The organism is Bacillus sp. S2(2019) (assembly GCF_005144805.1).
In the GTDB taxonomy this organism is placed as follows: domain Bacteria; phylum Bacillota; class Bacilli; order Bacillales; family Bacillaceae; genus Bacillus; species Bacillus altitudinis.
This window is the reverse complement of sequence record NZ_SWFL01000003.1, coordinates 401,830-416,115: the sequence shown is the minus strand read 5'-3', so window position 1 is coordinate 416,115 and position 14,286 is coordinate 401,830. Positions and strand designations below refer to the sequence as shown.

19 protein-coding genes and 1 pseudogene are annotated in these 14,286 nt (G+C 38.5%); 9 read left to right on the top strand and 11 right to left on the bottom strand.

Going from position 1 to position 14,286, the window contains the following annotated elements; genetic code table 11:
• Nucleotides 1–67 precede the first annotated feature (67 nt).
• The 3 genes from FBF75_RS12285 to FBF75_RS12275 all read right to left on the bottom strand — a co-directional run bounded on the left by FBF75_RS12285 (nucleotide 68) and on the right by FBF75_RS12275 (nucleotide 2,896).
• On the bottom strand, nucleotides 68–796 hold the full coding sequence (locus FBF75_RS12285) for an SGNH/GDSL hydrolase family protein (RefSeq protein WP_169476094.1): 729 nt from the start codon (nucleotides 794–796) through the stop codon (nucleotides 68–70).
• Nucleotides 797–867: 71 nt separating this feature from the next.
• Nucleotides 868–1,608 (bottom strand): polysaccharide deacetylase family protein, encoded by a 741-nt coding sequence (locus FBF75_RS12280; RefSeq protein WP_079919502.1) that lies wholly within the window; start codon nucleotides 1,606–1,608, stop codon nucleotides 868–870.
• A 166-nt stretch (nucleotides 1,609–1,774) separates the two neighbouring features.
• Nucleotides 1,775–2,896: a response regulator aspartate phosphatase gene (locus tag FBF75_RS12275; protein WP_007501361.1), complete on the bottom strand. Its 1,122-nt coding sequence runs from the start codon at nucleotides 2,894–2,896 to the stop codon at nucleotides 1,775–1,777.
• A gap of 231 nt (nucleotides 2,897–3,127) precedes the next feature.
• Here FBF75_RS12275 and sigK point away from each other — a divergent pair, with 231 nt between their 5' ends.
• Nucleotides 3,128–3,856 (top strand): RNA polymerase sporulation sigma factor SigK, encoded by a 729-nt coding sequence (gene sigK, locus FBF75_RS12270; protein WP_034738387.1) that lies wholly within the window; start codon nucleotides 3,128–3,130, stop codon nucleotides 3,854–3,856.
• 126 nt (nucleotides 3,857–3,982) lie between these two features.
• On the opposite strand, the gene FBF75_RS12265 is transcribed toward sigK, so the two are convergent.
• The 3 genes from FBF75_RS12265 to FBF75_RS12255 form a co-directional block, all read right to left on the bottom strand.
• Nucleotides 3,983–4,501, bottom strand: coding sequence for an Imm6 family immunity protein (locus FBF75_RS12265; RefSeq protein ID WP_136944801.1), 519 nt, complete (start codon nucleotides 4,499–4,501; stop codon nucleotides 3,983–3,985).
• Between the two features lie 337 nt (nucleotides 4,502–4,838).
• On the bottom strand, nucleotides 4,839–5,255 hold the full coding sequence (locus FBF75_RS12260; RefSeq protein ID WP_017367645.1) for a hypothetical protein: 417 nt from the start codon (nucleotides 5,253–5,255) through the stop codon (nucleotides 4,839–4,841).
• A 32-nt stretch (nucleotides 5,256–5,287) separates the two neighbouring features.
• Complete coding sequence (locus FBF75_RS12255; RefSeq protein WP_017367646.1) at nucleotides 5,288–5,713, bottom strand: NUDIX hydrolase; 426 nt, start codon at nucleotides 5,711–5,713, stop codon at nucleotides 5,288–5,290.
• A gap of 135 nt (nucleotides 5,714–5,848) precedes the next feature.
• On the opposite strand from FBF75_RS12255, the gene FBF75_RS19935 reads away from it, so the two are divergent.
• Nucleotides 5,849–5,980 carry a hypothetical protein gene (locus FBF75_RS19935; RefSeq protein WP_017367647.1) on the top strand — a complete coding sequence of 44 codons (132 nt, stop codon included), beginning with the start codon at nucleotides 5,849–5,851 and terminating at the stop codon, nucleotides 5,978–5,980.
• Between the two features lie 47 nt (nucleotides 5,981–6,027).
• On the opposite strand, the gene FBF75_RS12250 is transcribed toward FBF75_RS19935, so the two are convergent.
• The 4 genes and pseudogenes from FBF75_RS12250 to FBF75_RS12235 form a co-directional block, all read right to left on the bottom strand.
• Entirely contained in the window at nucleotides 6,028–6,219 is a 192-nt protein-coding gene (locus tag FBF75_RS12250; protein WP_017367648.1) for a hypothetical protein, read from the bottom strand.
• 97 nt (nucleotides 6,220–6,316) lie between these two features.
• Nucleotides 6,317–7,729: a polysaccharide deacetylase family protein gene (locus FBF75_RS12245; protein ID WP_136944800.1), complete on the bottom strand. Its 1,413-nt coding sequence runs from the start codon at nucleotides 7,727–7,729 to the stop codon at nucleotides 6,317–6,319.
• Nucleotides 7,730–7,883: 154 nt separating this feature from the next.
• Nucleotides 7,884–8,438 (bottom strand): hypothetical protein, encoded by a 555-nt coding sequence (locus tag FBF75_RS12240; protein ID WP_017358048.1) that lies wholly within the window; start codon nucleotides 8,436–8,438, stop codon nucleotides 7,884–7,886.
• A pseudogene (locus FBF75_RS12235) lies at nucleotides 8,392–8,909 on the bottom strand (N-acetyltransferase family protein). Before FBF75_RS12235 ends, FBF75_RS12240 begins: the two are co-directional and overlap by 47 nt.
• A 372-nt stretch (nucleotides 8,910–9,281) precedes the next feature.
• On the opposite strand from FBF75_RS12235, the gene FBF75_RS12230 reads away from it, so the two are divergent.
• From FBF75_RS12230 to FBF75_RS12210, 5 genes are all read left to right on the top strand, one after another.
• Nucleotides 9,282–9,608 carry an uberolysin/carnocyclin family circular bacteriocin gene (locus FBF75_RS12230; RefSeq protein ID WP_017358050.1) on the top strand — a complete coding sequence of 109 codons (327 nt, stop codon included), beginning with the start codon at nucleotides 9,282–9,284 and terminating at the stop codon, nucleotides 9,606–9,608.
• Nucleotides 9,609–9,907: 299 nt separating this feature from the next.
• Nucleotides 9,908–11,446, top strand: a complete 1,539-nt coding sequence (locus FBF75_RS12225; protein ID WP_240692358.1) for a hypothetical protein — start codon at nucleotides 9,908–9,910, stop codon at nucleotides 11,444–11,446.
• A 1-nt stretch (nucleotide 11,447) separates the two neighbouring features.
• On the top strand, nucleotides 11,448–11,948 hold the full coding sequence (locus FBF75_RS12220; RefSeq protein ID WP_136944798.1) for a stage II sporulation protein M: 501 nt from the start codon (nucleotides 11,448–11,450) through the stop codon (nucleotides 11,946–11,948).
• Nucleotides 11,949–11,969: 21 nt separating this feature from the next.
• Entirely contained in the window at nucleotides 11,970–12,515 is a 546-nt protein-coding gene (locus tag FBF75_RS12215; protein ID WP_136944797.1) for a hypothetical protein, read from the top strand.
• Nucleotides 12,508–13,176 carry an ABC transporter ATP-binding protein gene (locus tag FBF75_RS12210; RefSeq protein WP_136944796.1) on the top strand — a complete coding sequence of 223 codons (669 nt, stop codon included), beginning with the start codon at nucleotides 12,508–12,510 and terminating at the stop codon, nucleotides 13,174–13,176. Before FBF75_RS12215 ends, FBF75_RS12210 begins: the two co-directional genes overlap by 8 nt.
• A 52-nt stretch (nucleotides 13,177–13,228) precedes the next feature.
• Here the strand turns inward: FBF75_RS12210 and FBF75_RS12205 are convergent, their stop codons facing one another.
• Nucleotides 13,229–13,522: a CotD family spore coat protein gene (locus FBF75_RS12205; protein ID WP_017358055.1), complete on the bottom strand. Its 294-nt coding sequence runs from the start codon at nucleotides 13,520–13,522 to the stop codon at nucleotides 13,229–13,231.
• Between the two features lie 183 nt (nucleotides 13,523–13,705).
• On the opposite strand from FBF75_RS12205, the gene FBF75_RS12200 reads away from it, so the two are divergent.
• Both FBF75_RS12200 and FBF75_RS12195 read left to right on the top strand, forming a co-directional pair.
• The gene (locus FBF75_RS12200) at nucleotides 13,706–14,023 is read left to right on the top strand and encodes a hypothetical protein (RefSeq protein ID WP_039964179.1); all 318 of its coding nucleotides are present in this window, start codon (nucleotides 13,706–13,708) and stop codon (nucleotides 14,021–14,023) included.
• A 36-nt stretch (nucleotides 14,024–14,059) separates the two neighbouring features.
• The gene (locus tag FBF75_RS12195; RefSeq protein WP_008342562.1) at nucleotides 14,060–14,272 is read left to right on the top strand and encodes a hypothetical protein; all 213 of its coding nucleotides are present in this window, start codon (nucleotides 14,060–14,062) and stop codon (nucleotides 14,270–14,272) included.
• Nucleotides 14,273–14,286: the final 14 nt, after the last annotated feature.

Genomic DNA, 14,286 nt, shown 5'->3' with positions numbered 1-14,286 from the left:
CCTTCTAGGAAGATATACTGTTAGAATATGCAAGATGGATCGTCTTGTTTAGGCAGATGGCCTGCATTTAAAAATGTTTAATGACATCACGCTCTTTGATTTCGTTATAAATGATTCTTGCCCCTTTTGGTGTCATATGATTGCCAGAAGGGTCAATGAGGCCAGACTGAATCAAGGCGTTGTCACTATCTTCACCCGCTTCTCGGATGAACGCTTTCCAATTGTCGACAAGCGGCACTTGCTGTTTTTCAGCTACTTGTCTTGTGATGTCATTGTATGAGTTTTGCCAAGCTCTCGCTCCGCCTCTCTCAGCAAAATAAGATGACTTATATCTAGAATAATAATACAAGCCCTTTTTGCCTCCTTCCACCACAGGCACGCACGTCATGAGGATCGGGGTAATTCCCTCTTTCCTACTTTCAGAAATGAAGTAGGATAAGTTTTCTTTAAATCGTTTTTTGGTCACACGGGGATGTTTCCCGTCTAGAATCGCCGCATCATTTGTACCGAACATGATGAGGACGTAAGTTGGTTTTTGTTTTAAAATATCCTGCTCAAAGCGCAGCTTCGCATCTTCTGTTGTCTGCCCGCCAATCCCGGCATTCTGTACCTTGATTTGGCCACGCTCGACGTTTTTCATGAGATTCACCCATTTTTCAGATGTGGGATAATCTCGAAAATCCCAGTTCGATCCTCTTGTGTTACTGTCACCAAATGCAATCACGCTTTCCTGCACTGGTTTTGAGCACCCAGCAGCAACACATAACAGGATGAAAAGGAAAACAAATTTCTTCACAACATTCACCTCCAAAAGCCCTCTTCATATAGTAAACGACAAGACTTTTGGTTTCAATGAATGACTGTTTCTTATTGTAATTGAACCGGCAGATAATCTCTGTTATGGTGCAGTAGTTCGCTTACTTTCACAAACTCATAGCCCCTTTTCTTTAGTTCAGGTACGACTTGCTTCAGCGCTTCTACTGTCTGCTTACGATTTCCTCCGCCATCATGTAAAAGAATGATATCACCGCCCTGAATATTCTCAATAATACGGCTGGCAATTTTGTGTGCACCTGGCCTAGACCAGTCCTTCGGATCTTGCGTAAAGGACCACATCACGACATCGTATCCTTGCTTTGAAAGAATGCGGAATGACTTCATCGTCAAGCGCCCGCCCGGGGGACGAAATAATAAGGGGCCGCCAGGCTGGAGAGAAGCGATATGAGCCGCTGATTCTTTTAATTCTTGCTTGATTTCTTTCGATGACAAAAGGTCAAAATACGTATGGTTCATCGTGTGATTGCCAAGCTCATTTCCTTCGCTCACAATCCGCTCTGCGAGCAGGGGATATGCATGAATACGGCTTCCGATGACAAAAAAGCTGGCATTCACTTCATGCTCTCTCAGTACGTCTAGTATTTGATTTGTGTATACCGGATGAGGCCCATCATCAAAGGTTAACGCAATCTTTTTCCGTTCCTCTCTCATGTCCCAAAAGGCTCGTCCCGTTTTTTCTAGGTCGATTCTTTTTAATGTACGCGCCTCTATGTTACCAGGAACAAAAGCGCATATTACCAATATACATAACAAGATATGCAACCCTTTCATCAGACCGCCTCCACAGAACATCATTACACATTAAATTGCCCGCTTTCTGATGAATTCATTCAAGTTTCGTGATCGTCTACGCTTCTTTTTCACATAAAAAAAGCCGGCCCATCAGGCCCGCTTTTTGTCTCACGTTTGGTTTCTCTCTTCAACTGTCGAACGTTGCTTAGAATTCATACAGACACTCTCCTTCTTGGATTTGATTTTGAGCCCATAGCAATTTTTGATAATACTGGTTGGACTTCTGGTATTGTTGAGAGGTTTCTAAGGCTGTCGCAATTTCTAGTGAGATATCCTCTATATAAGAGTATAGGCTAAGTTTTTCCAAATAATCAATGGTTTTTTGCAGTTGTTCTTCATTGATTTCCTGAACATATAAAGCATCCAGATACTCAAACATATGACAGAACAGCTGGTCTTCATGCTTCTTTGCGGCCAATTTCCCATCCTCTAATATGCGCCTTGCTTCAGTCTGCTCATTTTGTCTAAAAAGCAGCTTGGCCAGTGTATAAAGTGTATGAGGCAGCGTGGGAAGCAGCTCTTTTTTGGCGAGGTCAGCCGATTCGGTTAAATATCGTTCTGCTTCTTCTCGATAACCTAACTCCCCATAACATTTCCCTAAATTATAGAGTGCTGAGCTATAAATGCGCGGGTGATCAATTTCGGATGCGAGTTGTTTCGCCTTTTTCAAGTGAGGCAGTGCTCGATCTTTACGTTTTAAATCTTGATAATTTCCCGAGATGACAAAGAGGCACTGAATAATGCGAATGGAATATGCATCATGCTGATCGTATATTTCAAGCGCTTTTAAAATATGGTGCATGGAGACATGCGTTTGTTTCATTATATAGTAGGCTTCTGCTACTTTAAAATGAAACTCAGCCTGCTCAATATCATCAAATACCATAGACAGCTGTTTTTCTGCCATACGATAATATTTGACGGCCTCCAAATATTCTTTTTGACTAAACTCATGCATGCCACGAAAAAATGCATGGTAATAATGCAGCATATCAGATAACTCATGATTGGAATTTTCGATTTTATCGACAAGGTTAGATACTGAGAAAGGTTGATATTTTGAAGGGTGTATATAGTCGAGCATAATTTGGTGCCGAAAACACATGAGCTGATAATAAATCAGTAAATGCTGGTCCTCTTCCATACGTTCAATTTCCGCTTCTACTTCCGCTTTCAAGATTTCCGCATCTGGAACACTGAACTGCCGTATCATTCGATACCATTCATTAATTTTCATACCGACATGTGAAGAAAGAACCTTCCCCATGTTCCGAAAAAACCCCTTCCTTTTCGGTCTAATATTACATATTTTAGCACGCTTCTAGACCGCCAAGCACCGCAAAGAAACCGCAAACATATGAGAGGGGCAGCAAAAACATACGCATAGAAGCACGTTTCTTTCAAATAAGATGATTTTTTCATCGTACAGACACAGACAATCCTTCCTTCACATACATTTGAGGATATAGGCAACGGCCTAAACATGGTGGAGGTGAAAATCGTGGCAGGAGTATTTACAGCGATGGGATTGATGGTCAAAGAATTGGTGTTTTTAGTGTCCTATGTCAAAAACAATGCCTTTCCACAACCCCTTTCGGGAGATGATGAGAAAAAATACTTAGCCCTCATGGCTCAGGGCGATGAACACGCAAGAAACATGCTGATTGAACATAACCTTCGGCTCGTCGCCCATATTGTCAAGAAATTTGAAAATACCGGGGAAGACGCTGAAGACCTCATCTCCATCGGGACGATCGGACTCATTAAAGCCATCGAAAGCTATTCCTCTGGAAAAGGAACAAAGCTGGCAACGTATGCAGCGCGGTGTATCGAGAACGAAATCCTCATGCATTTACGCGCACTCAAAAAAACAAAAAAAGACGTCTCTCTGCATGACCCCATCGGTCAGGATAAAGAAGGCAACGAAATTTCATTAATTGACGTCTTAAAATCAGAAAATGAAGACGTGATTGATACCATTCAGCTCAACATGGAGCTTGAAAAAGTAAAGGAATATATTGACATTCTCGACGGCCGGGAAAAAGAAGTGATCGTTGGCCGGTTCGGTTTGGACTTAAAGAAAGAGAAAACGCAGCGGGAAATAGCCAAAGAGCTCGGGATATCGCGGAGCTATGTATCCCGGATTGAGAAGCGGGCGCTGATGAAGATGTTTCATGAGTTTTACCGGGCGGAGAAGGAGAAACGGAAGCGGGAGAAGGGGAAGTGATTTGAAAGGTGTAAAGAACCCCTTCATTTTTGGGTGATAAAAAAACAGACCATATGAGGTCTGTTTTTTATTTTTTTCTAATCTAATATCTCTCTGTATTACTTATTAAAAATAGCTGTATTCTATTTAATCACCTAATGGGAGATCCTCTTTGTTGATTAAATATAACTTGTTATTATCTTGATATTTGCTAGGATAATGATCAATTAGATACTTCGTTAGGGTTTTCAGTTCAGCTATATCAATCATTTTTGATTCTATAGCATTTTCCCAAAGTGTATTCAATGTTTCATCATCTATTATCTCTAGCACTTGCGGAACAAATTTTTTATTTTCTCGTTTATACGCTTGATAAGCTGTATAAGAAACCGCATCTAATACTGAATACCAGCCATATTGTTTTTGTTCATCTTTTTCTTTATTTGCGAACTCGGCTACATCTATATAATCTTCACTATCTATGTAGTTACATAAATCATCTGCACTTAACTCTTTACCAGAAAGCCATTTCCAGCAATCTTCTAAAGCTTTTTCTCCTATGTGGTAACCATCATCTTCTTTATCTATAAATGCATACATTCTTTCGGCTATTGCTAAGCCTAGTGCAACTTTAGCTTCTTCACTAAGGTCATTGATAAAATCCATTCTATAGCCTCTTTTCTATTTTTTTATTTTAACGACATTTTCTGTAACACCATTTTTAACATCAAAAGATAAAGTATCTCTTGGGTACGGGACACTTGGATCTCGTTCTGATGTTACTTTTATTTTCAATTCAGGATAGTGATCTGTCAGTTGCTTGAATATTCCTCTTTACTCACTTGGAACTTGATCAAAAAAACCTTTTGTACATTTCCTATCTAAACTCTAAAAAAACACGCCTTCATAATCAAAACCATGTTCATCATACCCTACATGTAAATGCATAGTTTCATCTAAGTTATGTAACTTCTCATATGTACTCACTTTCATCTTGCTCACTCTAACTTTTCGTATCATACTGATAATCAATATCCCTCAACTCAACCCATTGAACAAAGTCAGGAACTGTTTTTGTCGTCAAAAAATGGTGAACGATTTGATAAGCTTGATTTCGATTGACATAGCTACACGACGGCACATACAATGGGGCACCTGCGACCAAATGCTCGATCGTTTCAATTTTTTCTCCCTTTTTAAAAGGGACCGAAAAATTTGGATATCTCATGATCAAGAACCCATACGGTTCCGTATAAAAGAAAACTAGACTTTCACTTTCCCAATCTTCTTCTATCTCAATGGAAGATTCACCGTTTCCTTGTTTCCAATACTCTTCACCCTCCTGAAAGAAAATTCTTTTCATGAATTCTTCTCCCGGATTTTCTACTGAAGCTCCTGTGGGGCCGTAGTATAAAAACATCCATATCTCTCCTTCATACCCATATCAACTTGTTAACCAACTGTTCTATTTCCTTCAAATTGATAAAAAGCTTGTGGGTCTTCGTTTAATTTTAATAAGTTATATAACTTTGGGTTTAACTTTTGAAAGTTTTGCTTGCTGACCCATTTTACTTCTTCAATATCATGATCCGGATCGAGAATACCCATTTGCCCTCCGGTGATTTTAGCAAAGAAGGTGATCATCAATGCATGATGTTTTTTGTCTTGAAAGACTGCTTCTCGAACCGAATGAATTTCATTTACTTTGCAAACATACCCTGTCTCTTCATTCACCTCGCGTATCACGGCTTGATGCAGGTGTTCGCCTTTTTCTACAGCCCCACCCGGCAGTTCCCAATATCCCTTTACATTTTTAACTGCTAAAATATTTTCTTCCGTATCGTAAATAATAGCTGATACTACATCTACTCGTTTCAAATATATCTACCTCCATCGCTCTTTGTTTACATCAATTGTCGAATAAATAGCACGAACTGTTCATTTCAATACATTCATTATACGGTATCCTTGATACATGCAAAAAGAAGCATTCAGCAGATTGGATGCCCCAGCATGTGGATCATCATCACTTTACTGATTGTCCTCATTTGGTTTACTTGGAGTATCGTTTCGTTATTAAGACACATGAAAGAATCAAATGAGAAAAATATACAACTGTTAGAACATCAAAAACCGCAAAAATAAAAACCTCACTCTTTTAGAGAGAGGTTTCTTAGCGTACGCAAGTATTCTTACCGTTTCTCATGAAACAACATATTTCTGATTCGATGAATATAATGCAGCGCAATATGAACGAGACATAAAATAAGCCCGATCATCGCAAGTATATAGATGGGCAGCATCAAACCAGGTACATAGTTAACGATAAAACCCAAACTAAATGCTGTCAGCATATATAGGCTAATCAACCTCATGAATACCATCCGAAGCCCTCCCTTTCTACACTCACTTTAACATGATTTCCCTTTATTTTCATAATATGCTTTAAAAAATGCGAATCTACTAAGATTCGCATCATCATTACGTATTCAATTCACTTCTCTTCTCACGCGCTTCCTTCCACTGCTCAAGCTCAGACACCGTCAATAATTGATATCCTTGTTTGGTGAGTTCTTTGATAATCGTGACGGCTGCGTTGGCTGAGGTGTCATAGATGTCGTGCATTAAGACCGTTTCACCGCTAGATGCATGGGCTAGAATGTAGTCCGCGACGTATTGGCTGTTTCGATATTTCCAGTCTTCAGGATCCACATCCCAAAGGGTCACTTTCATGTGAAGAGCTTCGTTGATTTGCCTGTTTGTCCCGCCATATGGCGGTCTAAAATGAGTCGGTGTGAACCCGCTCGCTTTTTCAATGATTTGTTGCGTGTCTTCTACTTGTTTGACCGCTTGTTTTAAAGGAAGTCTTGTGAGCAAAGGGTGGTTATAGGAGTGGTTTCCAATTTCATTTCCACCCTTTCTGATTTCACTTAACATATCGGGATAATACTGAACCCTGCTGCCTAATACAAAAAATGTAGCATGTCCTTTGTTCTCTTTTAATGCTGTTAAAATTTTTGAGGTCGTTGATGGATTGGGCCCATCATCAAATGTGAGTGCAATGGCTTTTTGATTTGGATGAAATGTGGATGGTTTTGGCAATTTCACAATCTTTCTTGTTGGAATCGGTTCTTTTTTCTCGTTTTTGTTCAATTCTTTCTTAATATATTCAGGTTTTAATATTCCTGTCAGTAGTGTTTTCTTAATCGCTAACACTTGAGGGCCTTGATGATTTGGAGCGATTTGTCCTCTTGGAAAGTAGAATTCGATATAGCGATCCTTGATGGCAAAATACTGATAATTCTTCGCCACAGGAGACGTTCCCTGTTTGAGCAGCGGCTGATTTTCAGCTAGCGTTCGATCTTTTTTTAATTCCTCAAAAGTCATATTGGATAATTTTTGAAGATTGTCCTTCTTTGATAGAAAGATATCGTTGATTGATAAAAATGTCTGTTTCTTGAAATCAAAGTTCATCACCTTCGTTTGATTGACGCCTTGCTTTCCGCCCTTCACCTCATATGTATTGAATTTGATTGCGACGGTTTGCTTGGCATAATGAATGATCTCATAATCGATATTTAATTCGTATCGTGTTTCTTCATTGACATCACTCGCTTGACTAAACGATGTTTTAAACCTTTCTAACGCTGTCTCTGCAAATCTTTTGATCTCCTGATCTAGTTTTTCTTGATGAAACAGCGGATAGTTGACAGCATATCTCATGAATTTCCCGTCATTCACAAGTGTGACAATTTCAACTTGTTTGTAGCTCGCATCTTGTTCTACTTTTTTTCTCTCTGTCCCGCTTGCCTGCTGGTTATGATAAAACGCAGCGATACCGATGACGATTGCAAGTCCACATAGGACGAGGCTGATCTTCCCTTTCGTTGACACAATGATTCTCCTCTCGTGATGCCGTCCTGTCTGGATGACGTGTGTTTGTAGGATAGACTTTTCGCAGCCCCTTTTTAGTTTGCAAAAAACACACTTGTCACATTTTCGACATATTTTACAAGAGACATATAAAAAGGGCTTGATCGCTTAGCCCTTATTTTTGCATATACAGTTGGAATAACTTTGTTTCTTCATCAATAGAGCGAGCCTGGTCAAAAGCTGCTCTGACTGTCTTTGAGTTGTTCACCAGCTCATACAGCATGGTGAGAACAAAAATAAATGACGCATTTCCATCAATGTAGTCATCGGGCGCTGTATAGGATATCGCCCCTGTTTCTAAAAAAGCTTCTGCCACCTTTTTTTCGCCTAGTGTACAGCCTGTACATATGATGTGGACTCCATTTAACGAAGCATACCGCTTTATGTCATCCGCACCAAAAGCAGCACCTCTCGGCTCACCCTCTTCGTATACATCTTCTCCTAACTCCGGCATGAGAAACGCTCCTTCTTCTCCGTGAAAGGATAAAAGAATGAAATCCGTCTCGCCTCTATTCCTCCCGGATAAAACATTAATCAGGTCATTCGGTCTGCCTATCCAATGCATATCGACTTTTGCGCCAAAGTTTTCAAGTGCTGCACGAAGCGCAAAGGATTCCAGCTCACTATTTGGTCCGGCTGCCAATGTGATGCGCATAACTGGCTGGCTCATTTATATCCCCTCCAAATGATGATAAACATAGCACCATTTTTTCCTCATCTACATAAGCACCATTTATTTTTAGTGCTTTTTCCTCTACCGCATACGACTTAAATCCAACTGACTTGTAAAGATGTTTGGCTGGGTCGTTCGTTGTGACCACTGTTAAATATAGTTGTTCGATGTCTTTTTTTCGCGTGCAAAAGAAAGAACTTTTGTCAGGAGCGCCTTCCCCATTCCTTTTCCGCGTCCATTAGCCGTTACATACATCGCTGCCACATTGGCACGGTGCTTTAATTTCTGCAATGTTTCTTGTATGAGTGTGACCGAGCCGACCAGCTGACCTTGATGAAAGGCACCGAATGTCCACATAGATTGTGTAGAAGCAAAACGATCCTTATATTTATTCTTCGTATCTAGCTTCTCTTCCTCGTAACTCATAGCAAAACTCTCTGGATTTAATCGGAGTGCTTCTAATCTCAAGTTCGCATATTCTTGAGCATCTTCTGGTGTTAACAATCGAATATTCAGAAAATCGCCTCCATCAGAATGAATTGATACTTCCAATTTTATCTTGAAAGAAGCTTTTGATCAAAGAATATTGGTTCATTTACATATAGCACATTTCTTATAGACTTTTAGGCTCTCTTTCGTTTTTGTGAAAACAAGGTCATTTTGATCATGTTCACTCGATATTCCCTATCCAAAACGATTCTTTTCTCACTTATCTTTTCACTTATTTTATATTAACCTATAACTAATTCATGAAAAAAAAGAAAAAAAAGGATTGATATGAACAAAAACATATCATAAGATAGAATAGTAATAAAAAGACAAAAAAGGGAGGAATTTGATATGACAGAAACAAGAAATGAAATCAAACTACATGTTCTTTTTGGTGCTTTAGCAGTAGGATTCCTTATGCTAGCTCTTTTTTCCTTCTCGCTACAAGTACTGCCAGTTGCTGATCTAGCAAAAGAATTTGGTATTCCAGGCAGTGTTGCCGCTGTAGTTCTTAATGTGGTTGAAGCGGGTGGAGCTGTCACTACAATTGTCTCCATTTTAACTGCTGTAGGTTCAGGCGGTCTTTCTCTTATTGCTGCGGCTGGTAAAGAGACAATTCGTCAATACCTTAAAAACGAAATTAAGAAAAAAGGCCGTAAAGCCGTTATCGCTTGGTAATTTATTTAACGACTCAATAGAAGGAGACTCTGTTCTCCTTCTATTTAAATTTTTGTGCAGGTGAGAAGATGTTATATCCATTATTATCACTACTTCTATCCATTAGACTGGAGCAACAGTATTCTAATATCGCTCAGTTCGTTATACGAAAAATTCCATTTCTCAAGTCGTTTTCTTCAAAACAGTACATATTTTTTTCTTGTATTCTTGATATCATATTCGGATGCATGATTGTATTCGTGATTTCTTCATTTCTTTACTCCCCCGTCTATCAAATAGAATGGGAAAGTGCTTTTGTGATGTTTTTATTTTTATTTTCTATCGTCAAAGGAATTGAATCTTATAGAAGAACTCATCTTCTTCCTTTTAAAGAATTGATACAGCTAGCACCTGTTTCCTCTAGACAACTTTTTCAAACGCTTCTGTTTTCAGAATTGATTTGGCTTGTGTTTACGAGTTTGAGCACTTATTTGATCTATTTTTTGTTTCAATATGATATTGTTCAAACACACGATCTGGCATTCTGGTTAAAACATGTCAATGTGATGCTGACAAGTATCTTCCTATTTATCATCAGCAATAAGATATTCGGTGCTTATATTTATAACATCGTCGTAAAAAAAATCGGGGCCATTCGTGTCCTCTTTTTTGCAAGCATCGCTTTGCTTTTTTTCTTATTCGGAAGGGTTCTCATATTAAACATCATTTTCCCTTTTTATCACACCTTCCAGCAACTATTTCAATCGATCTCATCGCTTGCAGAGGATTCGTTTTGGATCACTCTTTCAAACAAGCTGATCTCTTTATATCAACATGATCTTCAGCAAATGCATCATGCTTTATTTTCAGATGGCTCTGTTTTTCTACAATTTCAAGCCCTTTTTAATTCACCTATTACATTGATTGTTGTGATACTAGGTAGTGCGCTTGTCATGAGAAGTCCTGTTCGATGGATTCCAACGGAAAAAGATCAAGACCAAAGCTCAAAGCATTTTCGGGATTTATTTTATTGGTACTTTCAAGTACTGCATAAAATTCAGGGTTTGTTGTTTAGACAAAATGTGTTGATCCAAAAAGACATCAAGCTGCTGAAAGAAAAAAGGTGGCTCTTATCTAAAGAATTTTTTAATTATATGTTCATGTCATATGAAGCCTTCTTTTATATTGGTGTTTTTACCGGATTGATCTCGATCATCGATCAACAGGCCTTGCAAATTCAGCTGCTATTCACACTCAATATTATGATACTAGCGAATCAATCTTATGAGATGAGAATGCTGACACCTTCTATTTTTGCTTTAAGTGCTGAAAAAAAGAACATTTGGCTTTACGAGCTTTCTCAAATATCACTTTTGCAATTTTTCTTATCAAAAATCCAGTTATTTTATTGTTTATTTTCCATACCAGCGCTCTTTTTACTATTCATTAATCTATCTATCATGACTGTGTATCAACTGTTTCATGTTCAGATGCTCATTCAACTGGTAGTATTAGGGGTTGGCTTTTTCATTTTTCCTTTGATTCAGCTTTACTTGTTCCCATTCACAACGAAATTCAATTTTATTCATGAGCATGAAATAGGGACGACAAATGAGGAACTAGAGATCATCGATAAAGGTCAGGCATTTGCCAGAAACTTTCTTGTGCTGCCTTTTATGTACTATTTAATTTTGACCTCTTTTCTCCCTATATTGCAGCAATCCTCAGGGCTCGTAAACGTGCTGTTCGCTATATATTTTGTGATCGTTTCAGTGATTTGCTGGATATTATGCCGCAAGACCATTAATAAAGGAATTGAGTATGTTGAAAAAAATAAGATATTTTCTATCGGAGAATAGATTGATTCTACGTCTCGGCTATTTTTACGCCGGTGTATTTATTGTAGCTTTGCTCATTGGAAGTCTCCTTCCTTATGATCAGATTCCTTATTTAAAAAAGGATGAAAACATATTTTTTCTCTCTATTTTTTCAAACAATTTACAGGTTGGGCTTGCCATTCTAGGTATCGGGGCTTTTACTGGCGGCATTATGTCTGCTGGCATTCTTTTTTATAATGGCTATATCATCGGAAAACTCATTCAGTTTTTGATAGCCCATCATGAAGTGAAGCAGTTATTCACTGGCCTCATGCCGCATGCTTTTGTTGAGGTTCTTGGTTTGATCCTCTTTTCAATCGTCAGTGCTTTTCCATTTATTTATCTTTACCGGTTTATGAAAGGTAAGTCCATTGATGTAAGAAAGCTGACTCGGACTGTGATTCAGTTAATCTTTGCCGCTGTAGTGCTCTTGTTGATTGCCTCTGTTTTAGAGGAATATGTCAGCCATGTACATCTATCTTAGAAGAAAGGAGAATGTGGTTCTATGGAGCTACTTCTACGCCCTAAACAATTTTTCAATCAACATCAATCGATCAAAACCATTGTAGGTCTTGTCTTACTATCTTTATTTGTTTCGACTGTTTTTTTAACATTTTTTATCATTGATTTGTTAGTAGAGGAGCCTTTATCTGCTGGAAAACAATTAGCCAGCATTGTGTTTATCTTTTTACTGACAATCCCGCTTTATTTCATATTGAATTTTCTCGGTACTGTCGTGACTTCGATTTATATGTACTTTTTTCATAAAACGTTTATTTTGCGCAAAATGTATTTTGTCATCTTGCTTTATAATGCGTTTCTTCTATTAGTGAATAGCGCAGCAATCTATTGTGTGATGGTACTCGATTTAGATCATTATTTTATCTTCATCCAAACGGTTTCTTTTTTGATCAACTTGTACCTTTTACGCATCCTATATGATGGGATCATTTATTATGCTGAAGGATCAAAAAAAGCCGCCCTTGCGACCGTCATCTTGTATATGCTGGTGACCACTGTTTTTGTTATTGGAGGATTTATCAATGGCTAGTTTGCATGTGTCTCAGCTATCTTTTCGTTATGAAACAACTGAAGAAAGCTCTCCCCTCCTTGATCAAGTATCCTTTCATCTGAAAGAAGGTGATCGTGCTTGTATTATCGGGAAAAACGGCAGCGGTAAATCGACACTTTTAAAGATCATCGCAGGTCTGCTTCCTTCAGTATCCGAAACGATTTTACTCAACGAACAGCATCATCCTAGGTCAGCTCCTTTTAAAGGGTTGGTCGCGTACATTCCAGATAAGCCTTTGGTTTATGATGCGCTGACTGGTATTGAGCATATGACTCTTATACAGTCACTATGGAAAATGAATCAGTCAGAAAAAGAGGTATACAAAAAGACCTTTCTCTCGCTTTGTGATGCATTTGATTTAACTCATGCACTTAAGATGCCTGTCAAACAATATTCACTAGGTATGAGATATAAGCTTTTCTTTAATTGTATGGCAGCCAGATCACCAGAACTAATCATTCTTGATGAACCTTTTACATCTCTTGATGAGGCATCTCAAATGCAGTCTATTTCTTTATTAAAAGAAGAATTCTCTGATCAATGTGTTTTATTTACAAGCCATCAGCGCTACCTTTATTCAGAATTAGGAAATCGTTTTTTCGAGCTTGATCACGGACAACTAAATGAAATAGAGCGTTAAACATACAAAAGGCATCCCATCACAGGTTGCCTCACTTCTTTTTACCATTAAACTACCACTTACAGCGTTTGACCGGGCGGCAGCAAGGATTCTTGATATCACTGCCACAGTCATATTCTTCCACAATATACTCATTTCGAGTAGATTGCGTCACAGGGTAGTAGTTTTCAATTCTTTTGATGTTTTTATTGACGTTTGTGATATGAGTTGGATGAATTTTTCTGATCGTTTGTACATTTGTTGTCGTGTTGACAATTTGACGTGTAGGGGATACAACCGTTTCAACTTCTCCATGATTCCCCCTGCGAGGTCCAAAGAAAAAATTGTCTAATCGATTCCGGCTCATCTCAACACCCCTTCAAGTTGTCTTTCACTTACACTCTATCGTATGTCAGAGGCACGATTAGTGATTAGATGCTTGTCTATTTTTGATAAAATCCGCTGGTGATCTAGTCGTCTCTTTCTTTACAATAGGACAAATTTAACATATTATACAAATGATCTCTTGTGAAGGAAAGGACATTCATTGATGAAGACAAGACATAAACTTTTTTCATTTTTCATCCTGCTCGTCGTAGTTATCACCCTTCCCTTGCTGTCGCCTATGGCTTTTACAAATGCGACCGAGAGAGGAGCGATACGGCATGCCATTTATCAAGAAGGCTACCCTTACCAAAGCTATTTTGCTATTTTGCAAAAAAAGGACGATGTAGACCCTCAATATGGTCAGCTGTATGATGTGTATTGGCAGGCTTGGAAAAGTGAGACGGGAATGACGCCTTCCGTCTGTTATTCAAAAAAGGTAGAAGACCATGAATATAAGGTCAGCTGCGGAACTGCACCGTAACATTTTTCAATAACTTTAAAATAAGAGGTGAACGATTTGATCAACACAACACAAACCATCGAACGAAACAAACTGGACATTGCACTTGAACTGACGCAATTGCATTTGAATCGATATGAAGCAAATCATCCTGATCAGCTGAGTGAAATTTATGCAAAATATTATGCACTTCTTGAAGTGCTGGACGTATCCTCATCTGATCAATTAATGGATTTACTGCCAGATGAACTGAAACAAATACTTGATTAAAAAAGCCATCTATC